This is a genomic window from Rhizobium sp. P38BS-XIX, assembly GCF_012641435.1.
Lineage (GTDB): Bacteria > Pseudomonadota > Alphaproteobacteria > Rhizobiales > Rhizobiaceae > Rhizobium.
In genome coordinates this window covers 251,519-274,448 of record NZ_JABAIJ010000007.1, presented here as the reverse complement: position 1 = coordinate 274,448, position 22,930 = coordinate 251,519, and the positions used below count along the sequence as shown (strand labels likewise).

The 22,930-nt window shown below is 59.8% G+C and carries 26 protein-coding genes; 17 read left to right on the top strand and 9 right to left on the bottom strand.

All coding sequences use genetic code 11. The features are described from left to right. The first annotated feature begins 62 nt into the window (after positions 1–62). Together HGP17_RS22930 and HGP17_RS22925 are read left to right on the top strand one after the other, a co-directional pair. Positions 63–1,265 carry a phosphoglycerate kinase gene (locus HGP17_RS22930; protein WP_168812758.1) on the top strand — a complete coding sequence of 401 codons (1,203 nt, stop codon included), beginning with the start codon at positions 63–65 and terminating at the stop codon, positions 1,263–1,265. A gap of 172 nt (positions 1,266–1,437) precedes the next feature. Further along, a complete protein-coding gene (locus tag HGP17_RS22925; RefSeq protein WP_168812757.1) occupies positions 1,438–2,355 on the top strand; it encodes a PhzF family phenazine biosynthesis protein in 918 nt (305 codons plus the stop codon). A gap of 37 nt (positions 2,356–2,392) precedes the next feature. Here the strand turns inward: HGP17_RS22925 and HGP17_RS22920 are convergent, their stop codons facing one another. Beyond that, positions 2,393–2,554: a hypothetical protein gene (locus HGP17_RS22920; protein WP_168812756.1), complete on the bottom strand. Its 162-nt coding sequence runs from the start codon at positions 2,552–2,554 to the stop codon at positions 2,393–2,395. Between the two features lie 226 nt (positions 2,555–2,780). Here HGP17_RS22920 and HGP17_RS22915 point away from each other — a divergent pair, with 226 nt between their 5' ends. From HGP17_RS22915 to HGP17_RS22900, 4 genes are all read left to right on the top strand, one after another. Further along, positions 2,781–4,055 (top strand): MFS transporter, encoded by a 1,275-nt coding sequence (locus tag HGP17_RS22915; RefSeq protein ID WP_168812755.1) that lies wholly within the window; start codon positions 2,781–2,783, stop codon positions 4,053–4,055. 30 nt (positions 4,056–4,085) lie between these two features. Further along, positions 4,086–4,277 (top strand): DUF1192 domain-containing protein, encoded by a 192-nt coding sequence (locus HGP17_RS22910; RefSeq protein ID WP_168812754.1) that lies wholly within the window; start codon positions 4,086–4,088, stop codon positions 4,275–4,277. Between the two features lie 371 nt (positions 4,278–4,648). After that, a complete protein-coding gene (locus HGP17_RS22905) occupies positions 4,649–5,164 on the top strand; it encodes a DUF1465 family protein (RefSeq protein WP_168812753.1) in 516 nt (171 codons plus the stop codon). Positions 5,165–5,422: 258 nt separating this feature from the next. After that, on the top strand, positions 5,423–7,360 hold the full coding sequence (locus tag HGP17_RS22900; protein ID WP_168812752.1) for a TetM/TetW/TetO/TetS family tetracycline resistance ribosomal protection protein: 1,938 nt from the start codon (positions 5,423–5,425) through the stop codon (positions 7,358–7,360). 128 nt (positions 7,361–7,488) lie between these two features. Here HGP17_RS22900 and rpmE read toward each other — a convergent pair whose 3' ends face one another. Further along, positions 7,489–7,710, bottom strand: a complete 222-nt coding sequence (gene rpmE / locus HGP17_RS22895) for a 50S ribosomal protein L31 (protein WP_168812751.1) — start codon at positions 7,708–7,710, stop codon at positions 7,489–7,491. A gap of 192 nt (positions 7,711–7,902) precedes the next feature. Between rpmE and HGP17_RS22890 the strand changes: the two genes are divergently transcribed. The 4 genes from HGP17_RS22890 (at position 7,903) to HGP17_RS22875 (ending at position 11,836) form a co-directional block, all read left to right on the top strand. After that, the gene (locus HGP17_RS22890) at positions 7,903–9,702 is read left to right on the top strand and encodes an ABC transporter transmembrane domain-containing protein (RefSeq protein ID WP_168812750.1); all 1,800 of its coding nucleotides are present in this window, start codon (positions 7,903–7,905) and stop codon (positions 9,700–9,702) included. 109 nt (positions 9,703–9,811) lie between these two features. Next, positions 9,812–10,000, top strand: coding sequence for a YegP family protein (locus HGP17_RS22885; RefSeq protein WP_168812749.1), 189 nt, complete (start codon positions 9,812–9,814; stop codon positions 9,998–10,000). 244 nt (positions 10,001–10,244) lie between these two features. Continuing rightward, a complete protein-coding gene (locus HGP17_RS22880; RefSeq protein ID WP_168812748.1) occupies positions 10,245–10,583 on the top strand; it encodes a YciI family protein in 339 nt (112 codons plus the stop codon). A 5-nt stretch (positions 10,584–10,588) separates the two neighbouring features. Beyond that, positions 10,589–11,836: a DUF6596 domain-containing protein gene (locus HGP17_RS22875; protein WP_168812747.1), complete on the top strand. Its 1,248-nt coding sequence runs from the start codon at positions 10,589–10,591 to the stop codon at positions 11,834–11,836. A 4-nt stretch (positions 11,837–11,840) separates the two neighbouring features. On the opposite strand, the gene HGP17_RS22870 is transcribed toward HGP17_RS22875, so the two are convergent. The 5 genes from HGP17_RS22870 to HGP17_RS22850 all read right to left on the bottom strand — a co-directional run bounded on the left by HGP17_RS22870 (position 11,841) and on the right by HGP17_RS22850 (position 16,937). Next, positions 11,841–12,872, bottom strand: a complete 1,032-nt coding sequence (locus HGP17_RS22870; protein WP_168812746.1) for a peptidoglycan -binding protein — start codon at positions 12,870–12,872, stop codon at positions 11,841–11,843. Between the two features lie 3 nt (positions 12,873–12,875). Continuing rightward, positions 12,876–13,919, bottom strand: a complete 1,044-nt coding sequence (locus HGP17_RS22865; protein ID WP_168812745.1) for a flagellar motor protein MotA — start codon at positions 13,917–13,919, stop codon at positions 12,876–12,878. Between the two features lie 135 nt (positions 13,920–14,054). Continuing rightward, positions 14,055–14,855 (bottom strand): inositol monophosphatase family protein, encoded by an 801-nt coding sequence (locus tag HGP17_RS22860; protein WP_168812744.1) that lies wholly within the window; start codon positions 14,853–14,855, stop codon positions 14,055–14,057. A gap of 192 nt (positions 14,856–15,047) precedes the next feature. Next, a complete protein-coding gene (locus HGP17_RS22855; protein ID WP_168812743.1) occupies positions 15,048–16,274 on the bottom strand; it encodes a tetratricopeptide repeat protein in 1,227 nt (408 codons plus the stop codon). A gap of 9 nt (positions 16,275–16,283) precedes the next feature. Continuing rightward, positions 16,284–16,937, bottom strand: coding sequence for a thiamine phosphate synthase (locus tag HGP17_RS22850; protein ID WP_168812893.1), 654 nt, complete (start codon positions 16,935–16,937; stop codon positions 16,284–16,286). A 220-nt stretch (positions 16,938–17,157) separates the two neighbouring features. Between HGP17_RS22850 and HGP17_RS22845 the strand changes: the two genes are divergently transcribed. Next, the gene (locus HGP17_RS22845; RefSeq protein WP_168812742.1) at positions 17,158–17,418 is read left to right on the top strand and encodes a metalloregulator ArsR/SmtB family transcription factor; all 261 of its coding nucleotides are present in this window, start codon (positions 17,158–17,160) and stop codon (positions 17,416–17,418) included. Between the two features lie 186 nt (positions 17,419–17,604). Here the strand turns inward: HGP17_RS22845 and HGP17_RS22840 are convergent, their stop codons facing one another. After that, positions 17,605–17,778, bottom strand: a complete 174-nt coding sequence (locus HGP17_RS22840) for a DUF465 domain-containing protein (protein ID WP_168812741.1) — start codon at positions 17,776–17,778, stop codon at positions 17,605–17,607. Between the two features lie 231 nt (positions 17,779–18,009). On the opposite strand from HGP17_RS22840, the gene HGP17_RS22835 reads away from it, so the two are divergent. From HGP17_RS22835 to HGP17_RS22810, 6 genes are all read left to right on the top strand, one after another. Next, positions 18,010–18,213 (top strand): DUF465 domain-containing protein, encoded by a 204-nt coding sequence (locus HGP17_RS22835; RefSeq protein ID WP_015341042.1) that lies wholly within the window; start codon positions 18,010–18,012, stop codon positions 18,211–18,213. A gap of 19 nt (positions 18,214–18,232) precedes the next feature. Further along, a complete protein-coding gene (purE, locus tag HGP17_RS22830; RefSeq protein WP_168812892.1) occupies positions 18,233–18,727 on the top strand; it encodes a 5-(carboxyamino)imidazole ribonucleotide mutase in 495 nt (164 codons plus the stop codon). Beyond that, positions 18,724–19,782 (top strand): 5-(carboxyamino)imidazole ribonucleotide synthase, encoded by a 1,059-nt coding sequence (locus HGP17_RS22825; RefSeq protein ID WP_168812740.1) that lies wholly within the window; start codon positions 18,724–18,726, stop codon positions 19,780–19,782. The genes purE and HGP17_RS22825 overlap by 4 nt, the downstream gene beginning before the upstream one ends. 153 nt (positions 19,783–19,935) lie before the next feature. Next, the gene (gene ykgO, locus HGP17_RS22820) at positions 19,936–20,061 is read left to right on the top strand and encodes a type B 50S ribosomal protein L36 (RefSeq protein ID WP_003582204.1); all 126 of its coding nucleotides are present in this window, start codon (positions 19,936–19,938) and stop codon (positions 20,059–20,061) included. Between the two features lie 91 nt (positions 20,062–20,152). Then, on the top strand, positions 20,153–20,785 hold the full coding sequence (locus HGP17_RS22815) for a hypothetical protein (RefSeq protein ID WP_168812739.1): 633 nt from the start codon (positions 20,153–20,155) through the stop codon (positions 20,783–20,785). 106 nt (positions 20,786–20,891) lie between these two features. Then, positions 20,892–21,941: an alpha/beta hydrolase gene (locus HGP17_RS22810; RefSeq protein WP_168812738.1), complete on the top strand. Its 1,050-nt coding sequence runs from the start codon at positions 20,892–20,894 to the stop codon at positions 21,939–21,941. On the opposite strand, the gene HGP17_RS22805 is transcribed toward HGP17_RS22810, so the two are convergent. Then, positions 21,920–22,861 carry a LysR substrate-binding domain-containing protein gene (locus HGP17_RS22805; RefSeq protein WP_168812737.1) on the bottom strand — a complete coding sequence of 314 codons (942 nt, stop codon included), beginning with the start codon at positions 22,859–22,861 and terminating at the stop codon, positions 21,920–21,922. The genes HGP17_RS22810 and HGP17_RS22805 overlap by 22 nt on opposite strands. Positions 22,862–22,930 lie beyond the last annotated feature (69 nt).

Genomic DNA, 22,930 nt, shown 5'->3' with positions numbered 1-22,930 from the left:
GTCTCTGATCATCCGTAGTATGGTCTGCGCGATTTTCGCCACCAACAATATTGGATCCTCCCATGGCAACCTTCAAAACCCTTGACGATCTCAACGACATCACCGGCAAGCGCATCCTCGTGCGTGTTGACCTCAACGTGCCGGTCAAGGACGGTAAAGTCACCGACGCGACCCGTATCGAACGTGTCGCTCCGACGATTCTCGAATTGTCCGAAAAAGGTGCCAAGGTCATCCTGCTTGCTCACTTCGGCCGCCCGAAAGATGGCCCCTCGCCGGACCTCTCGCTCGGCCTGATCATTCCGGCCGTGGAAGAAGTGCTGGATCATGCCGTTCTCTTCGCCTCAGACAGCATCGGCGCCCCGGCAGCAGACGCCGTTGCCAAGATGAACAACGGCGATATCCTGCTGCTTGAAAACACCCGCTTCCACAAGGAAGAGGAAAAGAACGACGCCACCTTCACCAAGGCGCTGGCCGCCAATGGCGATATCTACGTCAACGACGCTTTCTCGGCCGCTCATCGCGCCCACTCCTCCACCGAGGGCCTCGCGCATCTTCTGCCTGCCTATGCCGGCCGCACGATGCAGGCTGAACTCGAAGCCCTGGAAAAGGGCCTTGGCAACCCGGTCCGTCCGGTCGTCGCCATCGTCGGCGGCGCCAAGGTTTCCACCAAGATCGATCTGCTGACGAACCTCGTCAAGAAGGTCGATGCGCTTGTCATCGGCGGCGGCATGGCCAACACCTTCCTTGCCGCGCGTGGCACGAACGTCGGAAAGTCGCTTTGCGAGCATGATCTCGCCGAAACCGCCAAGCAGATCATGATCGAGGCTGCAGCCTCCGGCTGCGCGATCGTCCTGCCGGAAGACGGCGTCATCGCCCGCGAATTCAAGGCTGGCGCCGCCAACGAGGTCGTCGCCATTGAAGCCATCCCTGCCGATGCCATGGTGCTCGACGTCGGGCCGAAGTCCGTCGAAGCTGTCAACAGCTGGATCGGCCGTGCAACGACGCTCGTCTGGAACGGCCCGCTCGGCGCTTTCGAAATTACGCCCTTCGACGCGGCGACCGTCGCCGTTGCCAAGTACGCCGCCGAATGCACCAAGGCCGGCAAGCTGACGTCGGTCGCCGGTGGCGGTGACACGGTGTCCGCACTCAACCATGCCGGCGTCGCCGACGACTTCACCTACGTTTCGACGGCAGGCGGTGCATTCCTCGAATGGATGGAAGGCAAGGTCCTTCCGGGCGTCGCCGTTCTGCAGGCCAACAAGTAAGCCAACCCTTTGGCGTGAATGATCAAAGCCGCGAGAGCTCAGCTTTCGCGGCTTTTGCGTGAGCACCGGCATGCAACCACGATGAACTTGTCACCCGCACAAGTTCCCACTTCCGATCGTGACGACGCGACGGCTAAATCCCCTTGCAATTCCATCGAAGATTGGGGTCATCATGAATACCGTCGCTTATGTTACCGTCGATGTCTTCACCTCGGAACGCTACGTCGGCAATCCGCTTGCGGTCATCCCCGACGCTCGCGGCCTCAGCAGCGACGCCATGCAGAGGATCGCCGCCGAGTTCGGATATTCGGAAACCACCTTCGTGCTGCCGCCGGAAAACCCCGATCATACGGCCCGGGTTCGCATCTTCACGCCGACGGCCGAAATCCCATTCGCCGGCCATCCCAATGTCGGCACGGCATTCGTGCTTGGACAGCAACGAGACAATTTCGGCAAGCCGGTCGGCGAAAGGCTGATCTTCGAGGAAGATGCCGGGCTGGTGGAGGTTGTACTGACACGCAAGGGCGATGACATCTCGTCCGCAAGCATCCGCGCGCCCGGCAAGCTCACCGTCGGAGGCACAATCGCCGATGATCTGATTGTCCGCTGCGTTCAGATCGATCCGCATTCGATCCGCAAGACAACTCACGCTCCGGGCTTTGCCTCCGTCGGCCTGCCATTCGCGTTTGCGGAACTGGATGGTCTCGAAACACTCGGCAAGGCATGGCCGAATGCAGCCGTCTTTGCTGAAGCAGCCCTTCGCCACAAAGAAGACAAGACCGGCTTTTCGCTCTTTCTTTATGTGCGCTCCGCCGACAACCCCTGGCATTTCCGCGCCCGCATGTTCGCGCCGCTCGACAACGTAACGGAAGATCCGGCGACCGGCAGCGCGTCGGCCGCTCTTGGCGCCTATCTGACATCCCTGCTGCCAGCGTCGGATGCGGAGGTCAAAATCACTATCGAACAGGGTGTGGAGATGGGCAGGCGCAGCGTCATTGGCATCGATGTCCGGAAATCATCCGGCGTGGTAAATGAAGTGTTACTGTCCGGCAGCAGCGTCCGGGTCATGCACGGCGAGATCCTGCTTTAAGCAGGTCGCGAGACCTGAACTCGGGCCTGAAAACGCCCTAAAACGCCTCGTTGATGATCAGCGCCACCGTCCAGATCGCAAAAGCGAAGATCGCGATCTTCCAGAAATCGGCCCGGCGCCTCAGTCCCGGCAAGCCCAATGGCTTGATGAGATGCACTGCCATGGCGAGCAGGAGCAGCAACGCTATGGCTTTTGTCACGCTATTTTTCCCTGTTTATGCAAGTGTGAGAGCAGCCGCGACCAAAAACCGCTGCACAGCTTTCGTGATCATGCTCTAAATGTCATAGGACGGACATTTTTCCGCGCCAACAGACTGTTTCTACAGGCCGATAGCGGCAATCCGGGACACAATCAATAGCGAAAACAGGCAGGGCGGGATCCTGCTGTATAGGTTCCTTAAGTGGATCCGCATGAAGGTGGGGAGCATGAAAAGAAACATTTTGCCCGTACTCGCTCTGCTGTTCGGCACGCTTTTCCTGTTTACGGGAAACGGCCTGCATAGCCTGCTGCTGCCGGTACGCGGTACGGCGGAAGGTTATGCGACGACGACGCTCGGCCTGCTCGGCACGACATGGGCCACCGGCTTCGTGCTCGGCTGCCTGACCGCGCCGAAACTGGTCAGACGCATCGGCCATGTGCGTGCCTTTTCGGGCTTCATATCCGTCATCGCCATCATCGCGCTTCTGACCGGCATCATCGTCGACCCGATCTGGTGGGTGGCGCTGCGCGCCGTTACCGGCTTCTGCACGGCCGGCACGTCGATGATCATCGAAAGCTGGCTGAACGAGCGTGCCACCAACGAGAGCCGCGGTGCGATCTTCTCACTTTATATCGGCATCACGCTGATCGGCGCCGTCGCCGGGCAGATGATGGTGCCGTTTGCCGACATTCACACCCCTATCCTCTTCATGATGTGCGGCATCTGCTACTGCGTCGCCATGCTGCCGACGACGCTGTCGACTGCCGCATCACCGCAGCCGCTGAAAGCCGTCAGCCTCGATCTGAAGGCGCTCTACCGCAACTCGCCTGTCGCCTCGATCGGCATCCTGCTCGTCGGTATTGCCAATGGTGCCTACGGCACGCTCGGTGCCGTCTTCGGCGCCAAGGCCGGCCTTTCCCAGAGCGATATCGCGCTGATGATGAGCATGACCATCTTTGCCGGCGCCGTCATGCAGTTGCCGGCCGGACGCCTGTCGGATCGCATCGACCGCCGTTATGTGCTCGCCGGCATGGCCGCAGTTGCGGCGCTCGACGGCCTGCTGCTGTTCCTGCTGCAGCCCGGCAGCCCCTATTTCCTGATCGGCATGGTGGTGATCTATGGCGCGGTCGCCAATACGCTCTATCCGATCGCCGTCGCCCATGCCAACGACTTCGCCGCACCGGAGGACTTCGTTAAGGTGTCGGGCGGTCTGCTGCTGCTTTACGGCATCGGCACGATCATCGGCCCCACCCTCGGCGGACCTGTCATGTCCTCGGTCGGCCCCTATTCTCTTTTCTTCCTGACGGCCATCGCGCATGTGTTGATCACCGCCTATTCAATCTTCCGCAGCCGTCGCCGCGCCGCAAAACCGGCGGGAGATCGCGACTCCTATACGACCATGCCTTCGGCCAATGCTCAGATGATCACCCCCGAGAGCATGTCGCTGGCGCGCAGTGAGGCTTCAAAAAAGGAAGATATATCTGTAAATTACGGCACCTGATCCCCTCGAGGAGGGAAAGGAGGAGCCGAAATGAGCATATTTGACGATGATCGCCCGCAAAAGCCTTCCGCGCATGAGATCGGCAGCGACCTGTCGCTGCTATCCGTCGAAGAGCTGAAGAATCGCGTGGACTTGCTCAAGAGCGAGATTGCGAGGCTGGAAGAGGAAATCGCCGCCAAGGCGTCAGGCCGCAAGGCGGCGGAAAGCCTTTTTCGCTTCTGACGCGGCCTCTATCGAAAGGTCAAGCGGTCTGACAAGCTTAAGATTGAGACATGCTCAACAAAATATTAAGCTTTACGACATATTACTATGAGCATCCAGATTCGCTCTGGACTCAGACAATTCCTCCACTTGGCGAATTGGTCTGATTTTTCTCCCTGTTTTACCTTGAGAGCCGCTTTTGCGGCTCTTCTTTTTTGCCATGTATCGTCATTTCCGACGAAACTGTGGAGATTAACCCTTTCTTAAGAATCGCCTTGCGAATTTCAGTTAAAAACACCATCTTAAAGTCATAAAAGCGGATGCCGAAAGCTCTTAGGGACTTGACCGGCTTTTCCTGAACAAAAGTGTTGCGTGAAGCAGGGATTTATTCGATGTCGGAACTTGGGTTGAACACGATCAGCTTTGCTGGCCATGCCGCATCGTCGGCACAGTTCAGGGCACTTTATTCTGAAGGTATGTCGCTGGTCGAAGAAACCGCCGGCTACCTCGACGGTCAGGGCCGCGCAGCTTCCAAGGTTCTCCCGCGCATGGCATCCGTGCTGTACGCAGCCGAGTCCATGCGACTGACGACCCGCCTCATGCAGATGGCCTCCTGGCTGCTGCTGCAGCGCGCCGTGAACAACGGCGAGATGTCCCGCGATCAGGTGCTTGCGGAAAAGAACAAGGTTCGCCTCGACGGCTTCAATGTCGATCGCGCCGCTCCCGGCTGGAACGACCTGCCCGAATCCTTCCGCGACCTGGTCGAACGTTCGCTGCGCCTGCAGAACCGCGTCGCCCTGCTGGATCGCGAGATTTACCGCCCGATGGAGGCCGCGATCGTTCCCGACAACCAGAACAGCGTCAAGGCTCAGCTCACCCTGCTTCAGACGGCTTTCGGCAACAGCTAAGCCAGGAACTGCATCGCGCAAGGTTTCAACCGGTCGTGTCCTGCACGGCCGGTTTTGCTTTATGGGGCCGGCAGATCCTCGTTCACATCCAAACGGCGACATGCTTGACGAGTTTCGCCGGAAACTTGTAGAAGTACGGATGTGAGCCACCGGATATCCCGACGCTCACGCTCCGATATGAAATACGCGTGGAGGTCCCAATGCGCCGACTCACTTCTCACGAAAATCAAATCCGAAATTCTGAGAAGTTGATGGATCATGCGCACATTGAATTTGGGCATCCTGGCCCACGTAGATGCAGGCAAAACTAGCCTTACGGAGAGACTCCTTTTTGATCTCGGCGTCATCGCCAAACTCGGCAGCGTCGATAGCGGCAACACACAGACCGACAGCCTCGAACTCGAGCGACAGCGCGGCATCACCATCGCGGCTGCGGTTGTATCGTTTACAATCAACGATCTGATCGTAAACCTCATCGACACGCCCGGACATCCGGACTTCATCGCCGAGGTCGAGCGGGTGCTGCAATTGCTTGACGCCGCCGTGGTGGTGGTCTCGGCCGTCGAAGGCATCCAGCCGCAAACCCGCATTCTGGTGCGGGCGCTGCGGCAATTGGGTGTCCCATTTCTGTTCTTCGTCAATAAGGTCGATCGCCTCGGCGCCCGCTATGAGGAACTCCTCGACGACTTTGCTAGCCAACTATCGGTCAATCCCGTCGCCATGTCCGTGGTTGCTCATGCCGGCAGCAGGCATGCCGAGGTCGATGCCATCGATATCGCGAGGGAACCGCAATTGTCGGCCTTTTGCGAAGCCCTTGCGGCCGGCGATGACGGCATCATGAGCGATTATGTCCTGTCACCAGGCCGGCTTGATCGCCCAAGACTTGAGACGGTCCTCGCCGATCAGGTCGCAAAGGGTTTGGTGCATCCTGCCTTTGCCGGGGTCGCCATGAGCGGCGCTGGCGTCGCACAGTTGATCTGCGCGATCGAAAGCTTGCTCCCCAGCCGCTGCCCGGATCCGAAAGGGCCGATCGGCGGCAGGATCTTCAAGATCGAGCGAGGTTGGGGCGGAGAGAAGCTTGCCTACGTCAACGTGACCTCGGGCACGATTGCGCTCAAGGATCATCTCGATCTGCCGAAGGGCACGGCAAAGGCAAACGGCATCCAGCTTTTCACCGAAGGGCGGATCGAGAAAGTTACCCATGTCGGCGCCGGGCATATCGCGAAAATTGGCGGCCTCACCGGTGCGCGGATCGGCGACGGCATCGGCGGCGAAAGCTCATCGCATGGCAGGCTGCACTTCTCACCCCCTACCCTCGAGACACGCGTTCGTGCGATGCGACCGGCCGAGAACGCGGCTCTTTGGCTGGCCCTGAGCCAGCTGGCCGATCAGGACCCGCTGATCAATCTGCGCACCAATGAAGATGCGAGCGAAATACATGTCTCGCTGTACGGCGAAGTGCAAAAGGAGGTCATCCAGGCAACATTGGCCAGCGACTTCGGTCTGGATGCCGTGTTCGACGAGAGCACCATCATCTATGCCGAACGGCTCGTCGGCACCGGAAGCGCGATTGAAATCATCTTCAGGGAGCCAAATCCGTTCCTTGCTACGGTCGGATTGCGCGTCGACCCGAGACCGCACGGGAGCGGCAACAGTTTTGCCCTGGAGGTCGATGTCGGACAAATGCCCGCAAGCTTCTATCGAGCCGTCGAGGAAACGGTTGTCGAAACGCTCAAGGAGGGGATTTTCGGCTGGCAGATCATTGACTGCCACGTCGCCATGACAGCAGCGCGGCAAACGTCACCGGCGACGACGGCTGCCGATTTCCGCAATCTGACGCCGTTGGTGCTGGCAGCAGCGCTCATCGGCGCGCAAACCGTCGTATGCGAACCGTTCGACCACTTCCAGCTTGAAGCTTCGGCATCGGCGCTAAGCGGGATCCTCGCCCTCTTGGCAAAATCCGGCGCATCGACAAAGGAAACCATGATCGCCAATGGCACGGCCAGGCTCGAGGGCACGGTAGCGACAGCCCTGGTCCAGGGCATTCAGAGGCAACTTCCGGGATTGTCGAGCGGAACTGGCGTCTTCACACACGCCTTCGATCACTATGCCCCGATTACAGGAGCAGCAACGATACGCCAGCGATCCGGCGCCAATCCGTTCGATCGGGCCGACTATCTTCAGCGGATACGCTGAACATGAAACAGCGCCAAGATCGGCGGCGGACAGACAAAGACATCCGCCGTCGACTGCAACCGCATTTTATTGCAACAAAAAAGCCCGGCAAAACCGGGCTTTTCCCAAAACAACTGATCGCGAGGCGATTAGATGCCCAGACCGCCGAAGCGCTTGTTGAACTTCGAAACGCGGCCGGCACGGTCCATCAACTGCTGGTTGCCGCCTGTCCAAGCCGGATGGGACTTGCTGTCGATTTCGAGGTTCATGACAGCGCCTTCAGAACCCCAGGTCGAGCGGGTTTCATATTCGGTGCCGTCGGTCATGACTACCTTGATGACGTGGTAGTCGGGATGGATGTTCGCCTTCATAACAATCTTCCTGTCATGGCAGGGTCCATTTGTCGCAAGGCATTGCGGCAACCGAACCGATTGAATAAATGAAGCCGCAGTCCGGTTAGGCCACGGCTTCCAATTAAGATGGCGTGCCTATACATGAAGGCGAAAGGGATAACAAGGGGCGAAAACGTCGAGTCCCTTGCTGATATGGGGATTGGAGACGACTTGTCGGAAATTGGCCAGGCAGATGCGAAAACAAACAGGTCCATCCGACCCCTTGGACGACTGACACCCTATTTGAGGCGCTATCGCGGAATGGTAACCGGCGCGATCATCGCGCTCGTGATTGCCGCCGTCACCTCGCTCGCCCTGCCGATTGCCGTGCGCCGCATGATCGACCACGGCTTCGACGAGGCCGACCGCGGTCTGATCGACAGCTATTTCATTGCGATCATGGCCATGGCGCTGGTTTTGGCGGCCGCGAGCGCTTTGCGCTATTACTTCGTCATCACGATCGGCGAGCGCATCGTCTCCGACATGCGTCGCGAAGTCTTCGATCACGTCACCCGCCTTTCGCCATCCTTTTTCGACGTCAACCAATCCGGCGAGATCGTTTCGCGCCTGACCGCCGATACGACGCAGATCAAATCGGCGGTTGGCGCTACGGCCTCCGTCGCATTGCGCAATCTGATCCTCTGTTTCGGCGCCATGGTGATGATGATCTTCACCAGCCCCAAGCTTTCGAGCATCGTGCTGATCGCCATCCCGGTCATCGTCTTGCCGCTTGTCAGTTTCGGCCGCTCCGTTCGCAAGCGCTCTCGCGCCGCGCAGGATACGCTTGCCAACGCATCGGCGTATGCCAACGAGACCATAGCGGCCAACCGCACCATACAGGCCTATAACGGTGAGAACGCCGCCTCCCGTCAGTATGGCGCTGCCGTCGAGGATGCCTATCAGGCGGCGCGCGCAGCGATCAAATCGCGCTCGCTGTTGACGGGCTTTGCAATCGCCATGGTTTTCGGCAGCATCGTTGCCGTTCTGTGGGTAGGCGCGCAAAACGTCCTCGCCGGCACGATGTCGGCCGGCACGCTCGGTCAGTTCCTGCTCTATTCGGTCATCGCCGGCTCTTCTCTCGGCTCCCTGTCGGAAGTGTGGGGCGAGCTGTCGCAAGCGGCGGGCGCGGCTGACAGGCTGGGCGAGTTGCTCGCCGAAGTTTCCCCCATCTCGATCCCGGCCGATCCCCAACCCCTGCCCCAGCCGCAAGGGCGCGTAGATTTCTCCGACGTTCATTTCTTCTACCCCTCGCGCCCCGGCAGATCGGCATTGCACGGACTGTCCTTCTCCGTCATTCCCGGCGAGACCGTCGCGATCGTCGGCGCCTCGGGAGCCGGCAAGAGCACCATCTTTTCCTTGCTGCTGCGCTTCTACGATCCACAACAGGGCAGCGTCGCCGTTGACGGCCTGGATGCCCGCCGCGTCCTGCCGGATGCCTTGCGCGAACGCATTGCCATTGTCCCCCAGGAAACGACGATCTTCGCAAGCTCCATTCACGACAACATTGCCTTTGGCCGTCCTGGTGCCTCCCGCGAGGAAGTGCGCGCCGCAGCCATGGCTGCGCAGGCGGACGAGTTCATTTCACGTCTGGAGCAGGGTTATGACACGCAGGTCGGCGAACGCGGCGTCACGCTCTCCGGCGGCCAGCGCCAGCGCATCGCCATTGCCCGCGCTATCCTCAAGAACGCGCCGATCCTTCTCCTCGACGAAGCGACATCGGCGCTCGACGCCGAAAGCGAAACCCTTGTGCAGAAAGCACTCGAGGGCCTCATGGAGACCCGCACCACGCTCGTGATCGCCCATCGTCTGGCAACCGTTCTGAAAGCCGATCGCATCCTCGTGGTGGATCAGGGCCGTATTGTCGAGGAAGGCACGCATCAAAGCCTGATCCGTCACGGCGGCATCTATGCGAAGCTTGCGCGCCTGCAATTCGACGCTGGCATTGAAGAACGCATGCTCGCCGTCAAGTAACGCCTACCGGGTTAGACCTGCTCTCCTACAACCGTCTGGAAATAGCTTCGAAGTTGGGCTAGATTTTCAGCGTTATCCCGCGCTGACGCGATTCTAGGAGACCGGAAACATGTATAAATTTGAAGTCTACAAGGACAAGGCCGGAGAATTCCGCTTCCGCTTCAAAGCCTCGAACGGCGAAACCATGTTCGGGTCCGAAGGTTACAAGGCAAAGGCCTCTGCCATGCACGCGATCGAATCGATCAAGGCTCACGTCGGTGGCGCCGTCATCGACGACCAGACCACCGCGACGGCCTGAGACTTCGCGTCAGGCTTTTACTGTGAAGACCGGCCGGTCGCCTTCAGGCGTGCCGGCCGTTTTGTTTTGCTTGGCCAACAATTGCGAAATCTCGCGGCGTCTGTCGAATTGGATGCAGCTCGCGGCTCATTGTACTGAAGCGGCAAGACGCCGTTTCGCCAAAGCCGTCGTATAGTCCGGAATTCAGGCATCGGATGCAGCGTGGCTTAGGTCATCGTCAAACAGCAAGTGGGAGAACCGTCTCATGCAATATGCTCTGATTATCCGCGAATCCGCCGGGGATTTTAAGCGCCGCGAGGATCCAACCTACAGGAATGGCTGGACCGCCTATACGCAGGCGCTGATCCAGGCCGGCATCATGACCGGCGGTGCCGGATTGACTGCGCCTGAAACGGCAACCGTCGTGCGCCGCCGTGGCGACGAGCACGATGTTCAGGACGGCCCGTTTCCCGAAGGCAAGGAACAGCTCGGCGGCATCTACCTGATCGATGTCCCGGATCTCGATGCCGCGCTGGAATGGGCCGTGCGGGTGCCGATCTCCCATGAGGGTTCGGTAGAGGTACGGCCGCGATTGCAGATGTAGCCGCCATGGTACTGGACGCCCGACGCGCTGCCGAACAGGCGGCGCGTCAATCCTACGGCAAGCTGATTGCCTTTCTCGCCGTGCGCTTCCGGGATATGCCGGCGGCCGAGGATGCCTTGTCGGACGCGATTGCCGCAGCGCTGACGACCTGGCCGGAGCGCGGCATTCCAGACAATCCAGAAGCATGGCTGCTGGTCGCAGCGAGGCGCAACCTCCTGCGCCGGGCCAGGCACGAAAATGTGAAAGCCCTGGCGCGTGACCGGCTCGTCATGGCCTTCGAGGAAGCCGAGGAGCACATGAATGCCGGCAACCCTACCTTCCCGGACGAGCGGCTGAAGCTCCTTTTCGTTTGCACCCATCCGGCTCTGGACCGATCAGCCCATACACCGCTGATGCTGCAAACCGTGCTTGCCATTGACGCGGCAACCATCGCCAGAGCCTTCCTCGTCTCGCCGCAGGCCATGAGCCAGCGGCTCGTCAGGGCAAAAATCAAGATCCGTGACGCTCATATCCCCTTTGTCATTCCGGACCGGTCTGCCTTGCCGGATCGATTGGAAAGCGTGCTCTCGGCAATCTATGCCGCTTACGGCCTCGGTTGGGATGGAGCCGAAGGTGAAATCGGCAAACAGGGCTCGCTTGCGGATGAAGCCATCTGGCTCGGACGGGCGCTGCACGCCACTCTGCCCCAGGAGCCGGAAGCAATGGGCCTTTTGTCGCTCATGCTCTACAGCCAATCACGCCAGGGCGCTCGCCGCGGTGCGAGCGGAGAGTACGTCCCCCTCGACGAGCAGAACCACATGCTATGGGACGCCGAAATGATTGCCGAGGCCGATGACCTACTACGGCAGGCGGGTGTCTATGGCCGCTTTGGCCCGTTTCAATGCCAGGCGGCCATTCAGTCCGTCCATGCCGAGCGACGCCGCTCCGGTAGCACCGACTGGCAGGCGCTTGCCAAGCTTTACGAGGCGCTTCTGATGATGAAGCCGACGACCGGAGCGCGCGTCAGCCAGGTCGCAGTGATCGCAAGGGTCCGTGGTGCCGGTGCCGGGCTGGACTTGCTGAACCGGATGGCGGAACGCGATATCCTCAACTACCAGCCTTATTGGGCCGTTCGCGCCCATCTGCTGGCCGAAGCGGGTGAGCTGGAAAAGGCGGTAAACGCTTATCGCTCGGCGATCGGCTTAAGCAGCAACGAGACGGTGCGGCAATTTCTACAACAACGTCTCGACCGCATTTCGCCGAAAAACGATTGAGCGACTACTTCTCGGTCAATTTCAGCTCGATGCGTCGATTGGTGGCGCGAGCCTCCGGCGTATCGCCAGGCGCAATCGGCTGGAACTCGCCAAAGCCGGCGGCCACGAGCCTGTCGGCCGGAACGCCCTGGGAGATCAGGAACTTGACGACGGCGATGGCGCGGGCCGAAGAGAGCGCCCAGTTGTCCGCATAGCGGCCATTGCCCGAGAGCGGCACGTTGTCGGTGTGACCGTCGACGCGCAACACCCAATTGATCTCGGGCGGAATTTCCTTGGCGACATCGATCAGTGCTGCTGCAAGCTTGGTCATCTCAGCCTGACCGGCCGGATTAAGGTCGGCAGCACCCGACGGGAACAGCACTTCGGACTGGAACACGAAACGGTCGCCGACGATACGGATGTTGTCGCGGTCGGAGAGAATTTCACGCAGGCGTCCGAAGAAGTCGGAGCGATAACGGTTCAGCTCCTGCACACGCTGCGCCAGCGCCACATTCAGCCGCCGTCCGAGATCGGCGATCTTGACCTGCGATGACTGGTCCTTGGATTCGGATGCCTGGAGCGCTGCCTCCACGGCCGCGATCTGGCTGCGCAGAGCGGCAATCTGCTGGTTGAGAAGATCGACCTGGCTCAAAGCCCGGGCGCTGGCCTGCTTCTGCTCATCGAGTTGCTGCGTAAGCTCGCCGGCTTTCGCCTCCGCCGCCTGACTGTTACCGGATCCGGCAGAGAGCAAGGCCTGCAAACGGGAGCGCTCGCCTTCTACCGAAGAAAGCGAGGCCTGAAGATTGGCGACCGTATCCTCGAGATCCTGCTTGCCGTTCTTTTCCAGGGCCAGCTGCTCGACCAGATCGTTGATGCGGCTGTTGAGACGGTTCAACACCTCGTCACGCCCGGAAATCTCGCGGCTTAGAATAAACTGACCGACGACAAACACCGTCAGCAGGAACATGATGGCCATCAAAAGCGTCGAAAGCGCATCGACGAAGCCGGGCCAATAGTCGACACTTCGCTGATGACGTCGGTTGCGGGCGAGCGCCATGGCTTACTTGCTCCCGGTCTTCTCGATGTGACCGATGCGGTCGGCAAGACGATCGAGCGTGCGGCGCATCGATTTCGCTTCCTCCTGCTGCGCCTCAATCCAGTCGCGCAGCATCTGCTGCTCGTTGCGCATATTCTTGACCAGGCCCTGAATGCCTTCGGCAAGGTTGGCCATAGCCGTCACGGAGCGCTGACCACCGCCTTCGTCGGCAATCTTGCGCAGATAGTCCGATAGCGCCCGCACATCTTCCGAAGACGCGCCGGCGGCGTTCTCGATGACCGGGGCAAGATCGGAGCCGACATCGGTCACGGAGGAAAGCCAGTTTTCAAGCTCGGTATAGAACCGGTTCTGCGCGCGGCCAGCCTGCAGATCAAGGAAGCCGAGGATCAGCGAGCCGGACAGACCGAGCAGCGAGGACGAAAACGCCGTGCCCATGCCGACCAGCGGGCCGGAGAGACCGGACTTCAAGGCGCTGAGAATATCGCCGCTGTCGCCGGTGCCGGCATCGAGACCCTGGATAACGTCGTTGATCGAGCCGATCGTGCCGATCAGGCCCCAGAAGGTGCCGAGAAGACCGAGGAAGACGAGAAGGCCGATAAGGTAGCGCGATGTATCGCGCGACTCATCGAGGCGAGTCGCGATCGAATCAAGAATGGAGCGGAGCGTCGCCGTGGAAAGCTGCATGGCGCGGCGGTTGCCGAGCAGTGCGCGCATCGGCGCCAGAAGCCGCGGGTTGCGGCCGACCTTGTCGGCATTGCCGACGGCGCGAAAGTGATTGAACCAACGAACCTCCGGCCTCAGCATCAACACATGGTTGAAGACCAGGATGATGCCGACCACGAGAACGCCGACGATCAGGCCGTTAAGGCCGGGATTGTGCAGGAAGGCGACCTGAGCCTGCCGGAACAGGATCGCCACGATGAAGCCGACAATGACGAGGAACAGGATCATCGTCCAGAGGAAGGCCATCGGGCTTGAGAGCTTGTAGGTATAATTTCCCGATACGTTGTCGGTCGATCCCAGATCCGACAGATTTACATTTTCCATCACGCGCTCCGCCACCGCATTTTCCGCAGGCGGAGACTAGAGCAACATTGTGCCGAATTGAAGAGACGGAAAGCACAAAACAGCCTGTTGGCAACAGACTGTTTTGTCATTCGAAAAAGCGAACGGGGGAATGGTTTACTTCGTCGGGATCGGACGTCTAACCACTTCGGCGAGCGCCTTCTGGATGTGCTCGTTGCCGCAGATGATCGAATTGGTGCCGAGCATATCGTTGCCGCCGTTGAAATCCGAGACGAAACCGCCGGCTTCGCGGATCAGCAGAATGCCGGCTGCGATGTCCCACGGGGAAAGACCGGTCTCCCAGAAACCGTCGAATCGCCCGGCGGCGACATAGGCGAGATCGAGCGATGCGGAGCCGAGACGGCGCATGCCGGCAACTTCGCCCATGACGTGGCGCAGTTCGACAAGAAACTTCCCATGGTTGCCGCGACCGAGATGCGGAACGCCGCAACCAATGACGCTATCCGACAACGTGCGGCGCGACGCAACGCGCAGGCGACGATCGTTGAGGAATGCGCCACCGCCACGCTCGGTGGTGTAGAGTTCGTCAGTCGCGGGATTGAAGACGACGCCGGCGACGATCTCGCCGTTGCGCTCAAGCGCGATCGAGACGGCGAACATCGGAATACCGTGCAGGAAGTTCGTGGTGCCATCGAGCGGATCGACGATCCAGCGATGCGCGCCGTCGGTGCCTTTTACCTCTTCGTCTTCCTCGCCGAGGAAGCCGTAGGTCGGACGGGCCTTCATCAGTTCGTCGCGAATGATCTTCTGAGCCTTGAGGTCGGCCTGGCTGACGAAATCGCCCGGCCCCTTCACGGAAACCTGCAGGTTCTGCACTTCGCCGAAATCGCGGCTGAGCGACTTGCCTGCCTTGAGGGCAGCCTGAACCATGACATTGAGAAGAGCAGAACGGGCCATCGGGTTTCCTTGGGTAATACAGAAGGTGCTGACCGGGCCTGAATTCAGACCCCGGCGGAGCGGTAGCGTCAGCGCACATAAAAGATTGGCGGCCTCAAGACCATAAAATCGGGCGAATTTCAAGTGGCGAGGCGCGAAGGGCGATAAACTGACGTCGCGCCGCGCTCGATACACGCGATTCGAGGCCTGTTCTTACTGCGCTCGCCGATATTTATTGGCAGCATCGATCGCCGCCTTCTGCTGATAATCCTCGATGCCCTGATAGAAATCCTCAAGCTCGGGATCTTTCAGGCCCGCGCGACGGGAAATGACATACCAGGTCGCGGCGGCGACCGGATCCTGCTTCGTGCCGATGGCATTGATGTAGAGATGAGCGAGCTTGTTCTGGGCAACGACATTGCCGCGATAGGCTGCCACCCGCATCCAGTTGAAACCGTTTTCAAGGTCCTGCTTGCCGCCGGTGCCGTTGATCAGCCAGATGCCCATATCGAGCTGAGCGGTATCGTAGCCCGCATTGGCGGCACGCGACAACCATTCCCGTGCCCGCGATTTCTTCTCCGGCGGCAGGTCAGGCAGGTTGAGATAGAGCTGTGCCACCGCATACTGGGCGTCGGCAATGCCCTGTTCGGCAGACTTTTCGTAATAGGGAAGCGCCAGCTTCAGACCCTTCGGCCCCGGGTTTTCGGCCGTCAGCATCTGCGCCACGTTGAATTCGGCGGAAGCCTGGCCGGCCTCTGCCGCCTTCTTCATCCATTCATCCGCCTTCTTCTGATCGCGGGGCACGTCACGCCCCTCTATCAAAATCAGCGCATATTTGAACATCGAGGTCGGATCGCCGCCTTCCGCCGCCTTGCTGTACCAGAACGCCGCATCCTTGGTATCGCGCTTGACGCCGAGGCCCTGGCTCATCAGCTCGGCAATCAGCGTCTGCGCGGCGGGATCACCTAGCTGCGCGCGCGGCAGGGCTCGCTGAAACGCAGTCAGATAATAGCCGCGCTGAAAAGCGCCATAAGCGTCGTCCACCTTGCCCTTGAATGGCTTCTCCGGCGGCAGGTCAGGCAGTTTCGCGCCCATACGCTCGAAAACGCCGACACCCGCCGATGGCTTGACATCGCTGTCAGCGCGAGGCTCGACACTCGGCTGGATCTTCTCGTTTTTAAAGGTGCCAGCATCCGCACCCAAAGGCCGCGTCACAACACTCCGCTTCGGAAGCGGTGTCGTATCATCGGGAACCGTCGTCGAATCGTCGGGCTGACTGTCGTCGGCGGGCCGAGCGCCCTTTTCAGCTGGCGCGGAGACGCCGGGCAACGAGTTGTCGCCACCCGTCGATTGCGCGACAGCCAGCAACGGGCATGCCGCAAGCCCTATTGCGAGCGCGGCAGCAAAGGATTGATGGCGGAATCGAGGCTTCAACGACATGAATCGCTATCAATCCTCAAACCGTGGCGCTTTTTCGTCCAGAATCGCATTCACCTCGGCGACCACGGACGCAGCGTTTGCAGGCTCGGCAAAAACCGCCGCGCGCAGCGCCACGAACTCGGCGCCCGTCAAAGCCACTTCCAACGCCGACTTGGCATCCGTGCCGCCCATAACGATGCACGGAATCTCGATCATCGAGGCCCACCATTCGCCCAGTGCAAGGTTCTTCGGGTGCGCTTCCGGCTTGATATCGCCGTCCAGCTTGCCGAAGAAAATATAGTCCGGTCGAAGTTCACCAACCTCCAGGGCGCTATGCCGCTCCGTGGCGCTGCCGCCGCCGACGATCAGTTTCGGAACGAATTTCTCAACCGCGTCGGAAAATTCCGAAAGATTACCGGTGATATGCAATCCATCGGCCTTGGCGCGTCCGGCCACGCGGCTGTCGCCTGCGATCAGGGCCGCGGCGCCAACGGACTGAATGATCGGCACCAGTTTTTCCGCATGCTTCTGGAAGGTGCCGTCATCAAGGCTGTGCTGAGGAATAATGACTGAGGCCACATCGCCGCCCCTCAGAGCATCGGCAACGACCTTTGCTTGCTCCTCGATATCGGCGATATCGGGAACGATGAGAACGAGGCGGCAACGATCTTCAGGCACGGTCATACGAGCTTCCATGGTTTCGGTCTCCATCGTCAGCGATGACGCACCGGTTCGATATTTGTGAGTAAATCCGTTAGTCCGCTCTGACAAGGGGCAGTTGCCGAAACTGCCCTCGCGAGGATGAGGCATGTCCCATTGTGAGACCATCTTTGGACAGGCGGCAATATATCATGCAGCGCACAATTAACTTGCCGCACTCTGACGTTTGACGTAGCCTTTTCCCATGTCGACCATGGACCCCTTCGCAGCCATCGCGGATCCGAACCGGCGCCATCTGCTGGAAGAGTTGCGACGCGCCCCCAAAACGGTCAATGAACTCGCGCAGGGCCTGCCGATCAGCCGCCCGGCTGTTTCGCAGCATCTCAAGGCCTTGCTCGACAGCAATCTCGTTTCCGTGACCAACGAAGGCACGAAACGCATTTACGCTGTCAACAGCCGCGGCTTCGACAAGCTGAATTTATGGCTGGATCAATTCTGGAATTGAGATGAGAACCGGCGCTCCTGCACCGCGCCTTTCCTGAGGGAAAGTTGCGCCAACTTCGACTGCTAACGCTCTGAAGCTGGCGCATCCGTTGTTTAACGGAAATGCTCATCGACCCTGTCAAGGCAACAGCCTAAAGACCTTTTCATGCCCGCCAGGATCGATGGCTTTTGATCTTTGGATTATTCGTCAGTGAACAGACGAACGAAGACGTTGGATTTCGTCCTTGACGCGAAGTTTCCTGCGTTTGATTTCAGCAATCGCGGTATCATTGATAGAGGGAGATGTCTGTGCAACATGCAGCTCCTCCTCGAGAGCAACATGTTTCTTTTCGAGCGATTCAAGATGAGCTTGAACTGTCATATGACCCTTCCTTCCTCTTTGAGAGCCCTGACCATCCATTCGCCAGCGCTCTAGGTGTCAACCCTCCCAGTGTGCCATAAGAACCGACCCTTGTCGAAGGCGAAAACGTGGCCTATAGGCGGCAAATTCGTGATGAAGGAAAACTTCCCGTTATCGTTATTTGGTGATAGGAGCTTGCGGGATTCAAAAGGCGGAGCGAAGACGATTCCGCAAGACGCTGGGGAAATGGGTATGGCCGATCAGGAGCAGGCGGAAATCAGGCTGATCGTGGCGCGGTTGCGTCAGGAACACGAGGATTATGATGCCGCGATCAATGCCATGATCGAGACGGGCTGCGACGCCCTTCGCATCCAGCGCATGAAAAAGAAGAAGCTCGTCATCAAGGACAAGCTGACCAAGCTGGAAGACCAGATCATCCCCGATATCATTGCCTGAGGAGCACACCGGAACGATGATGACCGAAAGACCGCCTGTCGCCATCATCATGGGAAGCCAGTCCGACTGGGAGACCATGAAGAATGCCGCGGATACTTTGGAAGCGCTTGAGATCACCTATGATGCGCGCATCATTTCCGCACACCGCACGCCGGACAGGTTGGTGAATTTCGCCAAGGGCGCAAGGGAAGAAGGCTTCAAGGTCATTATCGCTGGCGCCGGCGGCGCGGCACATCTGCCGGGCATGGCCGCATCGATGACACCTCTGCCTGTGTTCGGGGTCCCCGTGCAGTCGCGGGCCCTTTCGGGGCAGGACAGCCTGCTCTCCATCGTGCAGATGCCCGCAGGCATTCCGGTCGGCACGCTTGCGATCGGCAAGGCCGGCGCCGTCAATGCCGCTCTTCTCGCCGCCGCAGTCCTCGCGCTTGGCGACGAAGAGATCGCCGATCGGCTCGACGAGTGGCGCGCGCGCCAGAGCGCTGCCGTCGCCGAATATCCGATGGACGACCTATGAGCGCGAAAACGATCGGCATCATCGGCGGCGGTCAGCTTGGCCGCATGCTGGCCATGGCAGCCGCGCGGCTCAATTTCCGGACTGTTGTCCTTGAGCCCCAGGAGGATTGCCCGGCAGCGCAGGTCGCCAACGAGCAGATCGTCGCCTCCTATGACGACCCGTCTGCCCTTGCTGAGCTGGCCAGGCGCTGCGACGTCGTCACCTATGAATTCGAAAACGTGCCGGTGTCGGCCGCCGAAGAGCTTGCCTCGCAGGTAACCGTCTATCCTCCGCCGAAGGCATTGGAAATGGCGCAGGATCGGCTGATCGAGAAGCAGTTCATCAACGGCTGCGGAATCCCCACTGCGCGGTTCCACGCCGTCGACAGCCAGGCGGACCTTGACAAGGCGCTCATCGATTTCGACGGCCAGGGCGTATTGAAGACGCGCCGTCTCGGGTATGACGGAAAAGGCCAGCGTGTTTATCGCTCGGCTACTGACAGCGCCACAGACGGATATGTCGCGTTGGGCAATGTGCCGCTGATTCTCGAAAGTTTCGTGTCCTTCGAGCGCGAAGTGTCGATCATCGCCGCGCGCAGCCCCGATGGCACGGTCGCCTGCTACGATCCGGCGGAGAATATTCACATCAACGGCATCCTGCATACATCGACCGTGCCCGCGAGCATTTCGGAGCAGACGGCCAATGATGCCATGGAAGCTGCGGAAAAGATTTTGACGGCGCTCGGCTATGTCGGCGTCATCGGCATCGAATTCTTCGTGCTCGCCGATGGCAGCCTGATCGCCAATGAAATGGCGCCGCGCGTCCACAACTCCGGCCACTGGACGGAGGCCGCCTGCGTCATCTCGCAATTCGAGCAGCATATCCGCGCCGTCGCCGGCTTGCCGCTCGGAAATCCCCTGCGTCATTCGGATTGTGTCATGACCAATCTGATCGGGGATGATATCGAGGCTCTGCCGGAATGGCTGCGCCGCGACGACACGCTGGTGCATCTCTATGGCAAGACCGAAGCACGGCCAGGCCGCAAGATGGGGCACGTTACCCAGCTTCTCCACTGAGACTGGTGGGAAAATGGCCCTGACATGGTTGACAGGGCCCAGGTGACAGGGTATTTGCTCCCCACCCTAAAGAGCGCGCCCTGAGCGCGCTTTTGATTGTTAAAAGACCCGGGCGAATGTGACATTCCCCCTCAGAGATCGCGGATCAGAAAAATGAAGATCAAGAATTCGCTCAAGTCGCTCAAGGCGCGCCATCGTGACAACCGTCTCGTCCGCCGCAAGGGCCGTATCTACATCATCAACAAGCTGAACCCGCGCTACAAGGCTCGTCAGGGCTGATATCGCGCGCAGCTCCGATCGCATGGATCGGCGCTCAGTTTTAGTTGGTCGCATCAAATTTGGTTTTGATCTTCGACATTGGCGGGCTACTATGCCCGCCATGCGCGTTTTAGCTTTGTCATATTTTGCCCTACCGATTCTGGTTGCCTTGAGTGTCGTTGCGCCGCAAGTCGCGATGGCGGATGATGCGAACAGCATTGTCAAGCAACAAGAGCCTGGCGATTCCTCTGGCAGCCTTTCGCCCAAGCAGCAGCTCGACAATCTGTTTACCGCGCTGAAGCGTCAGCGCGATCCCGATCAGGCAAACCTGATTGCGGAGCAGATCAACAGCCAGCTCAGCGATTCCGGCAGCGCCACGATCAATCTCCTGATGCAATGGGCCGACAAGGCCATTCAGGAGAAGCACAATGCCGCTGCCATGGATTATCTGGACCAGGTGATTTCCCTGAAGCCAGATTATCCGGAAGGCTGGAACCGGCGTGCCACGCTTAATTACGCCATCGGCGACTACCGCAAATCGATGGAGGACATCAACCAGGTCCTGCGCATCGAGCCGCGCCATTTCGGCGCGCTGGCCGGAATGGCCGCCATCCTGACCGACCGTGGCAACGATCAGCTTGCGATGAAGGCCTGGGAACGTTTCCTGGACATCTATCCTGCAAACCGCTCGGCGCAGGAAGAAGAAGGCAAGCTTTTGGAGAAGGTCGCCGGCAGCCGCACCTGATCAACCTGCTTCAATCCAGTTGAAGCAGGGAACCCTCAATAGAGGGGGATGAAAAGCGGCAATATCGCACTAGATTAGCGCTTTACGATATTTACTCCGTGCTGCAATGATTGATCTTCTGTTCGCCCTCATCCTCCTGGTACTTGTCGCCGCTGCCGCTTTTTCGATCTACAAGACCGGCGCGATCGAGCGCGCCTATCCCAATATCGGCGAGCTGACCGATATCGGTGGTTACCGCATCAACGCGCTGCACCTGCCACGCCCGGCAACATCAGATCTTCCACCGCTCGTTTTTATCCACGGCGCGAGCGGCAATCTGCGCGATCAGTTCGAGGCATTTGCCGGACCTTTGAGCGGCCGCGCCGAAATGCTGTTCGTCGACCGGCCCGGTCATGGCTACTCCGAACGTGGGACCACGGAAAACGCTTTCCCCTCCGGCCAGGCCGACGCGATCGCAAAGCTCATGGACAAGCGCGGCATCGAGAGTGCCATCATTATCGGGCACTCCTTTGGCGGCGCGATCGCTGCTGCCTTCGGCATGAGGCACCCTGAAAAAACCGAGGGGTTGCTCTTTCTCTCACCGGCGACTCACCCGTGGACCGGCGGCGTCGACTGGTATTATACCCTCGCGGCCATGCCGGTTCTGGGATGGCTCTTCACACATCTGCTCGTCATGCCGATCGGGTTGCGGAGGGTCGAGCGCAGCACGCTCAGCATCTTCCACCCGAACAAGCGGCCAGCCGACTACATAGCGAAGACGGCGCCGGAACTGGTGCTGCGGCCGCACACTTTCCGCAACAACGCCGCCGATGTGGTAAATTTGCTTGCCTACGTCTCGGCGCAAGCGCCGCGCTATCGCGAGATCACGGCTCCTACCATCATCATCACCGGCGACAGCGATGATATCGTACTGGAAGAACTGCATTCCCGTGGTCTGGCGCGGGATATCGCCGGCGCCGAACTCGTGACCATCCACAACCTTGGTCACAAGCCGGATTATGTCACGACCGATGTGGTGATCGCCGCGATGGAGCGACTGGCAGGAGAGCCGCGCGACTTGCAGATGCTTGCCGCCAGCGCCGAAATCCGCATCGCCGACCTTGGAAGTGCTGTGTCACAGCCGGTCTCGACGTCTCACGCCGTGACGACGTCGTAAGCCGGTGCATCCTCGAACGTCCGACCCTGCGGAATGCCATCGACGGTTTGCCGCACGGCCTGCAGGATGATCGAGGCAAGCCTCGCCGTTGCCGGGCTTCCCTCTGCCTCGGCGCGATGAAGCACCAGATCGAGTGTCGGCAGGGCAGGCAAACCCGCTTCTCCTGGCGTCAATTGCCGCACCTTGTCGGGCAGGCCGATGGGCGTTCGGATCGCAAGCCCGAGGCCCGCAGCAGTCGCCGCCCATAGACCGCCCAAACTCGGGCTGACGAACGAGATACGCCAGCCGATGCCGGAACGATCAAGTATCCTTGTCGCGATCGTTCGCAGGAGACAGGGCGCCTCGAGCGAGGCCATCGGCAAGGCTTCCCCGCTGTCGGCGTGCCAATGCACCGCGCCATTTGCCGGCCCGACCCAGCACATCGGAACTTCGGCAACGCGCTCGCAATAGGCGGTGCGAAAGCCATCGCTCCAGGCCAGCGCCAGATCCAGCTTGCCGGACGTGATACGCTCCACAAGCTCGGCATTGCGAACAACGCGAGCCTCGATGCGCACTTTGGGATGCGCACGCGCAAAACGACCGAGTACCTCCGGCAAAAGCGTCTCGCCGAAATCCTCCTGCAGGCCCAGGCGCACCCAGCCCTCCAGTTCGGTCCCATGCAGCGCCGTGGCCGCTTCGTCGTTCAACTCCAGCAGCCGACGCGCATAACCGAGCATCGTCTCACCGGCCTCGGTGAGCGCCAATCCGCGACCGGACTTGCGGAAGATCGGCGTGCCGGCCTGCTCCTCCAGCTTCTTGAGCTGGGCACTGATCGCAGAGGTCGAACGACCGAGCCTGTCGGCTGCCTTGGCATAACTGCCCAGGTCCATTCCGGTGACGAAGCTGCGCAGTACATCAAGATCGAAGATAATTTTCCGCACGGATAACCATCCACATTTTTTGAACTATTGATCCAGAATTATCTGATTTTCAGGATGATTATCGGCTGG

Excerpts from the sequence above, each read along its gene's own strand:
- HGP17_RS22930 (WP_168812758.1), top strand. The coding sequence starts at position 63 with ATGGCAACCTTCAAAACCCTTGACGATCTCAACGACATCACCGGCAAG.
- HGP17_RS22925 (WP_168812757.1), top strand. The coding sequence starts at position 1,438 with ATGAATACCGTCGCTTATGTTACCGTCGATGTCTTCACCTCGGAACGC.
- HGP17_RS22915 (WP_168812755.1), top strand. The coding sequence starts at position 2,781 with ATGAAAAGAAACATTTTGCCCGTACTCGCTCTGCTGTTCGGCACGCTT.
- HGP17_RS22910 (WP_168812754.1), top strand. The coding sequence starts at position 4,086 with ATGAGCATATTTGACGATGATCGCCCGCAAAAGCCTTCCGCGCATGAG.
- HGP17_RS22905 (WP_168812753.1), top strand. The coding sequence starts at position 4,649 with ATGTCGGAACTTGGGTTGAACACGATCAGCTTTGCTGGCCATGCCGCA.
- HGP17_RS22900 (WP_168812752.1), top strand. The coding sequence starts at position 5,423 with ATGCGCACATTGAATTTGGGCATCCTGGCCCACGTAGATGCAGGCAAA.
- rpmE (WP_168812751.1), bottom strand. The coding sequence starts at position 7,710 with ATGAAGGCGAACATCCATCCCGACTACCACGTCATCAAGGTAGTCATG.
- HGP17_RS22885 (WP_168812749.1), top strand. The coding sequence starts at position 9,812 with ATGTATAAATTTGAAGTCTACAAGGACAAGGCCGGAGAATTCCGCTTC.
- HGP17_RS22880 (WP_168812748.1), top strand. The coding sequence starts at position 10,245 with ATGCAATATGCTCTGATTATCCGCGAATCCGCCGGGGATTTTAAGCGC.
- HGP17_RS22875 (WP_168812747.1), top strand. The coding sequence starts at position 10,589 with ATGGTACTGGACGCCCGACGCGCTGCCGAACAGGCGGCGCGTCAATCC.
- HGP17_RS22870 (WP_168812746.1), bottom strand. The coding sequence starts at position 12,872 with ATGGCGCTCGCCCGCAACCGACGTCATCAGCGAAGTGTCGACTATTGG.
- HGP17_RS22865 (WP_168812745.1), bottom strand. The coding sequence starts at position 13,919 with ATGGAAAATGTAAATCTGTCGGATCTGGGATCGACCGACAACGTATCG.
- HGP17_RS22860 (WP_168812744.1), bottom strand. The coding sequence starts at position 14,855 with ATGGCCCGTTCTGCTCTTCTCAATGTCATGGTTCAGGCTGCCCTCAAG.
- HGP17_RS22855 (WP_168812743.1), bottom strand. The coding sequence starts at position 16,274 with ATGTCGTTGAAGCCTCGATTCCGCCATCAATCCTTTGCTGCCGCGCTC.
- HGP17_RS22850 (WP_168812893.1), bottom strand. The coding sequence starts at position 16,937 with ATGACCGTGCCTGAAGATCGTTGCCGCCTCGTTCTCATCGTTCCCGAT.
- HGP17_RS22845 (WP_168812742.1), top strand. The coding sequence starts at position 17,158 with ATGTCGACCATGGACCCCTTCGCAGCCATCGCGGATCCGAACCGGCGC.
- HGP17_RS22840 (WP_168812741.1), bottom strand. The coding sequence starts at position 17,778 with ATGACAGTTCAAGCTCATCTTGAATCGCTCGAAAAGAAACATGTTGCT.
- HGP17_RS22835 (WP_015341042.1), top strand. The coding sequence starts at position 18,010 with ATGGCCGATCAGGAGCAGGCGGAAATCAGGCTGATCGTGGCGCGGTTG.
- purE (WP_168812892.1), top strand. The coding sequence starts at position 18,233 with ATGACCGAAAGACCGCCTGTCGCCATCATCATGGGAAGCCAGTCCGAC.
- HGP17_RS22825 (WP_168812740.1), top strand. The coding sequence starts at position 18,724 with ATGAGCGCGAAAACGATCGGCATCATCGGCGGCGGTCAGCTTGGCCGC.
- ykgO (WP_003582204.1), top strand. The coding sequence starts at position 19,936 with ATGAAGATCAAGAATTCGCTCAAGTCGCTCAAGGCGCGCCATCGTGAC.
- HGP17_RS22815 (WP_168812739.1), top strand. The coding sequence starts at position 20,153 with ATGCCCGCCATGCGCGTTTTAGCTTTGTCATATTTTGCCCTACCGATT.
- HGP17_RS22810 (WP_168812738.1), top strand. The coding sequence starts at position 20,892 with ATGATTGATCTTCTGTTCGCCCTCATCCTCCTGGTACTTGTCGCCGCT.